Here is a 4908-nt window from a genome sequence, read left to right as displayed (position 1 = left end):
ACGAAAGTCTGACGGAGCAACGCCGCGTGAGTGATGAAGGCTTTCGGGTCGTAAAACTCTGTTGTTAGGGAAGAACAAGTGCTAGTTGAATAAGCTGGCACCTTGACGGTACCTAACCAGAAAGCCACGGCTAACTACGTGCCAGCAGCCGCGGTAATACGTAGGTGGCAAGCGTTATCCGGAATTATTGGGCGTAAAGCGCGCGCAGGTGGTTTCTTAAGTCTGATGTGAAAGCCCACGGCTCAACCGTGGAGGGTCATTGGAAACTGGGAGACTTGAGTGCAGAAGAGGAAAGTGGAATTCCATGTGTAGCGGTGAAATGCGTAGAGATATGGAGGAACACCAGTGGCGAAGGCGACTTTCTGGTCTGTAACTGACACTGAGGCGCGAAAGCGTGGGGAGCAAACAGGATTAGATACCCTGGTAGTCCACGCCGTAAACGATGAGTGCTAAGTGTTAGAGGGTTTCCGCCCTTTAGTGCTGAAGTTAACGCATTAAGCACTCCGCCTGGGGAGTACGGCCGCAAGGCTGAAACTCAAAGGAATTGACGGGGGCCCGCACAAGCGGTGGAGCATGTGGTTTAATTCGAAGCAACGCGAAGAACCTTACCAGGTCTTGACATCCTCTGACAACCCTAGAGATAGGGCTTCTCCTTCGGGAGCAGAGTGACAGGTGGTGCATGGTTGTCGTCAGCTCGTGTCGTGAGATGTTGGGTTAAGTCCCGCAACGAGCGCAACCCTTGATCTTAGTTGCCATCATTTAGTTGGGCACTCTAAGGTGACTGCCGGTGACAAACCGGAGGAAGGTGGGGATGACGTCAAATCATCATGCCCCTTATGACCTGGGCTACACACGTGCTACAATGGACGGTACAAAGAGCTGCAAGACCGCGAGGTGGAGCTAATCTCATAAAACCGTTCTCAGTTCGGATTGTAGGCTGCAACTCGCCTACATGAAGCTGGAATCGCTAGTAATCGCGGATCAGCATGCCGCGGTGAATACGTTCCCGGGCCTTGTACACACCGCCCGTCACACCACGAGAGTTTGTAACACCCGAAGTCGGTGGGGTAACCTTTTTGGAGCCAGCCGCCTAAGGTGGGACAGATGATTGGGGTGAAGTCGTAACAAGGTAGCCGTATCGGAAGGTGCGGCTGGATCACCTCCTTTCTATGGAGAATTGATGAACGCTGTTCATCAATATAAGTTTCCGTGTTTCGTTTTGTTCAGTTTTGAGAGAACTATCTCTCATATATAAATGTATGTTCTTTGAAAACTAGATAACAGTGTAGCTCATATTTTTTAATTTTTAGTTTGGTTAAGTTAGAAAGGGCGCACGGTGGATGCCTTGACACTAGGAGTCGATGAAGGACGGGACTAACGCCGATATGCTTCGGGGAGCTGTAAGTAAGCTTTGATCCGAAGATTTCCGAATGGGGAAACCCACCATACGTAATGGTATGGTATCCTTACCTGAATACATAGGGTAAGGAAGACAGACCCAGGGAACTGAAACATCTAAGTACCTGGAGGAAGAGAAAGCAAATGCGATTTCCTGAGTAGCGGCGAGCGAAACGGAACATAGCCCAAACCAAGAGGCTTGCCTCTTGGGGTTGTAGGACATTCTATACGGAGTTACAAAGGAACGAGGTAGACGAAGCGACCTGGAAAGGTCCGTCGTAGAGGGTAACAACCCCGTAGTCGAAACTTCGTTCTCTCTTGAATGTATCCTGAGTACGGCGGAACACGTGAAATTCCGTCGGAATCTGGGAGGACCATCTCCCAAGGCTAAATACTCCCTAGTGATCGATAGTGAACCAGTACCGTGAGGGAAAGGTGAAAAGCACCCCGGAAGGGGAGTGAAAGAGATCCTGAAACCGTGTGCCTACAAATAGTCAGAGCCCGTTAACGGGTGATGGCGTGCCTTTTGTAGAATGAACCGGCGAGTTACGATCCCGTGCGAGGTTAAGCTGAAGAGGCGGAGCCGCAGCGAAAGCGAGTCTGAATAGGGCGTTTAGTACGTGGTCGTAGACCCGAAACCAGGTGATCTACCCATGTCCAGGGTGAAGTTCAGGTAACACTGAATGGAGGCCCGAACCCACGCACGTTGAAAAGTGCGGGGATGAGGTGTGGGTAGCGGAGAAATTCCAATCGAACCTGGAGATAGCTGGTTCTCCCCGAAATAGCTTTAGGGCTAGCCTTAAGTGTAAGAGTCTTGGAGGTAGAGCACTGATTGGACTAGGGGTCCTCATCGGATTACCGAATTCAGTCAAACTCCGAATGCCAATGACTTATCCTTAGGAGTCAGACTGCGAGTGATAAGATCCGTAGTCAAAAGGGAAACAGCCCAGACCGCCAGCTAAGGTCCCAAAGTGTGTATTAAGTGGAAAAGGATGTGGAGTTGCTTAGACAACTAGGATGTTGGCTTAGAAGCAGCCACCATTTAAAGAGTGCGTAATAGCTCACTAGTCGAGTGACTCTGCGCCGAAAATGTACCGGGGCTAAATACACCACCGAAGCTGCGGATTGATACCGAATGGTATCAGTGGTAGGGGAGCGTTCTAAGGACAGTGAAGTCAGACCGTAAGGACTGGTGGAGTGCTTAGAAGTGAGAATGCCGGTATGAGTAGCGAAAGACGGGTGAGAATCCCGTCCACCGAATGCCTAAGGTTTCCTGAGGAAGGCTCGTCCGCTCAGGGTTAGTCAGGACCTAAGCCGAGGCCGACAGGCGTAGGCGATGGACAACAGGTTGATATTCCTGTACCACCTCTTTATCGTTTGAGCAATGGAGGGACGCAGAAGGATAGAAGAAGCGTGCGATTGGTTGTGCACGTCCAAGCAGTTAGGCTGATAAGTAGGCAAATCCGCTTATCGTGAAGGCTGAGCTGTGATGGGGAAGCTCCTTATGGAGCGAAGTCTTTGATTCCCCGCTGCCAAGAAAAGCTTCTAGCGAGATAAAAGGTGCCTGTACCGCAAACCGACACAGGTAGGCGAGGAGAGAATCCTAAGGTGTGCGAGAGAACTCTGGTTAAGGAACTCGGCAAAATGACCCCGTAACTTCGGGAGAAGGGGTGCTTTCTTAACGGAAAGCCGCAGTGAATAGGCCCAAGCGACTGTTTAGCAAAAACACAGCTCTCTGCGAAGCCGTAAGGCGAAGTATAGGGGGTGACACCTGCCCGGTGCTGGAAGGTTAAGGAGAGGGGTTAGCGTAAGCGAAGCTCTGAACTGAAGCCCCAGTAAACGGCGGCCGTAACTATAACGGTCCTAAGGTAGCGAAATTCCTTGTCGGGTAAGTTCCGACCCGCACGAAAGGTGTAACGATTTGGGCACTGTCTCAACCAGAGACTCGGTGAAATTATAGTACCTGTGAAGATGCAGGTTACCCGCGACAGGACGGAAAGACCCCGTGGAGCTTTACTGTAGCCTGATATTGAATTTTGGTACAGTTTGTACAGGATAGGCGGGAGCCTTTGAAACCGGAGCGCTAGCTTCGGTGGAGGCGCTGGTGGGATACCGCCCTGACTGTATTGAAATTCTAACCTACGGGTCTTATCGACCCGGGAGACAGTGTCAGGTGGGCAGTTTGACTGGGGCGGTCGCCTCCTAAAGTGTAACGGAGGCGCCCAAAGGTTCCCTCAGAATGGTTGGAAATCATTCGTAGAGTGCAAAGGCATAAGGGAGCTTGACTGCGAGACCTACAAGTCGAGCAGGGACGAAAGTCGGGCTTAGTGATCCGGTGGTTCCGCATGGAAGGGCCATCGCTCAACGGATAAAAGCTACCCCGGGGATAACAGGCTTATCTCCCCCAAGAGTCCACATCGACGGGGAGGTTTGGCACCTCGATGTCGGCTCATCGCATCCTGGGGCTGTAGTCGGTCCCAAGGGTTGGGCTGTTCGCCCATTAAAGCGGTACGCGAGCTGGGTTCAGAACGTCGTGAGACAGTTCGGTCCCTATCCGTCGTGGGCGTAGGAAATTTGAGAGGAGCTGTCCTTAGTACGAGAGGACCGGGATGGACGCACCGCTGGTGTACCAGTTGTTCTGCCAAGGGCATAGCTGGGTAGCTATGTGCGGAAGGGATAAGTGCTGAAAGCATCTAAGCATGAAGCCCCCCTCAAGATGAGATTTCCCATAGCGTAAGCTAGTAAGATCCCTGAAAGATGATCAGGTTGATAGGTTCGAGGTGGAAGCATGGTGACATGTGGAGCTGACGAATACTAATAGATCGAGGACTTAACCATATAATATGTAGCAATGTTATCTAGTTTTGAAGGAATATGCCTTCATAGTTTGGTGATGATGGCAGAGAGGTCACACCCGTTCCCATACCGAACACGGAAGTTAAGCTCTCTAGCGCCGATGGTAGTTGGGACCTTGTCCCTGTGAGAGTAGGACGTTGCCAGGCAAAATGGAGGATTAGCTCAGCTGGGAGAGCACCTGCCTTACAAGCAGGGGGTCGGCGGTTCGATCCCGTCATCCTCCACCATTTAGCCGACTTAGCTCAATTGGTAGAGCAACTGACTTGTAATCAGTAGGTTGGGGGTTCAAGTCCTCTAGTCGGCACCAGTTTTTATTGTAAGAGCCATTAGCTCAGTTGGTAGAGCATCTGACTTTTAATCAGAGGGTCGAAGGTTCGAGTCCTTCATGGCTCACCATTTTATTTTTCGTGGCCCGTTGGTCAAGTGGTTAAGACACCGCCCTTTCACGGCGGTAACACGGGTTCGAATCCCGTACGAGTCATGTTTTTTTATGTTCATTTTTGGTCCCGTGGTGTAGTGGTTAACATGCCTGCCTGTCACGCAGGAGATCGCCGGTTCGACCCCGGTCGGGACCGCCACTTTTGTTTATACCACCATTAGTGGTTTTATATATAGTTTTGGCTCGGTAGCTCAGTCGGTAGAGCAGAGGACTGA

At 51.1% G+C, this 4908-nt stretch carries 5 tRNA genes and 3 rRNA genes; all 8 read left to right on the top strand.

The window, feature by feature from the left end:
* Window positions 1–1167, top strand: a 16S ribosomal RNA gene (locus MKX74_RS28100); the annotation flags it as partial.
* A 146-nt stretch (window positions 1168–1313) separates the two neighbouring features.
* A 23S ribosomal RNA gene (locus MKX74_RS28095) occupies window positions 1314–4236 on the top strand.
* A gap of 48 nt (window positions 4237–4284) precedes the next feature.
* Window positions 4285–4400, top strand: a 5S ribosomal RNA gene (gene rrf / locus MKX74_RS28090).
* 5 nt (window positions 4401–4405) lie between these two features.
* Window positions 4406–4481 (top strand) — tRNA-Val (locus tag MKX74_RS28085).
* Window positions 4482–4485: 4 nt separating this feature from the next.
* A tRNA-Thr gene (locus tag MKX74_RS28080) sits at window positions 4486–4561 on the top strand.
* Between the two features lie 13 nt (window positions 4562–4574).
* Window positions 4575–4650 (top strand) — tRNA-Lys (locus MKX74_RS28075).
* Between the two features lie 13 nt (window positions 4651–4663).
* Window positions 4664–4735 (top strand) — tRNA-Glu (locus MKX74_RS28070).
* 21 nt (window positions 4736–4756) lie between these two features.
* Window positions 4757–4832 (top strand) — tRNA-Asp (locus MKX74_RS28065).
* The last annotated feature ends 76 nt before the right edge of the window (window positions 4833–4908 follow it).

The sequence above is a fragment of the Paenibacillus sp. FSL K6-1230 genome, assembly GCF_038002385.1.
In the GTDB taxonomy this organism is placed as follows: domain Bacteria; phylum Bacillota; class Bacilli; order Paenibacillales; family Paenibacillaceae; genus Paenibacillus; species Paenibacillus massiliensis.
The sequence above is the reverse complement of the archived record's forward strand: the minus strand, read 5'-3'. Positions and strand labels throughout refer to the sequence as shown.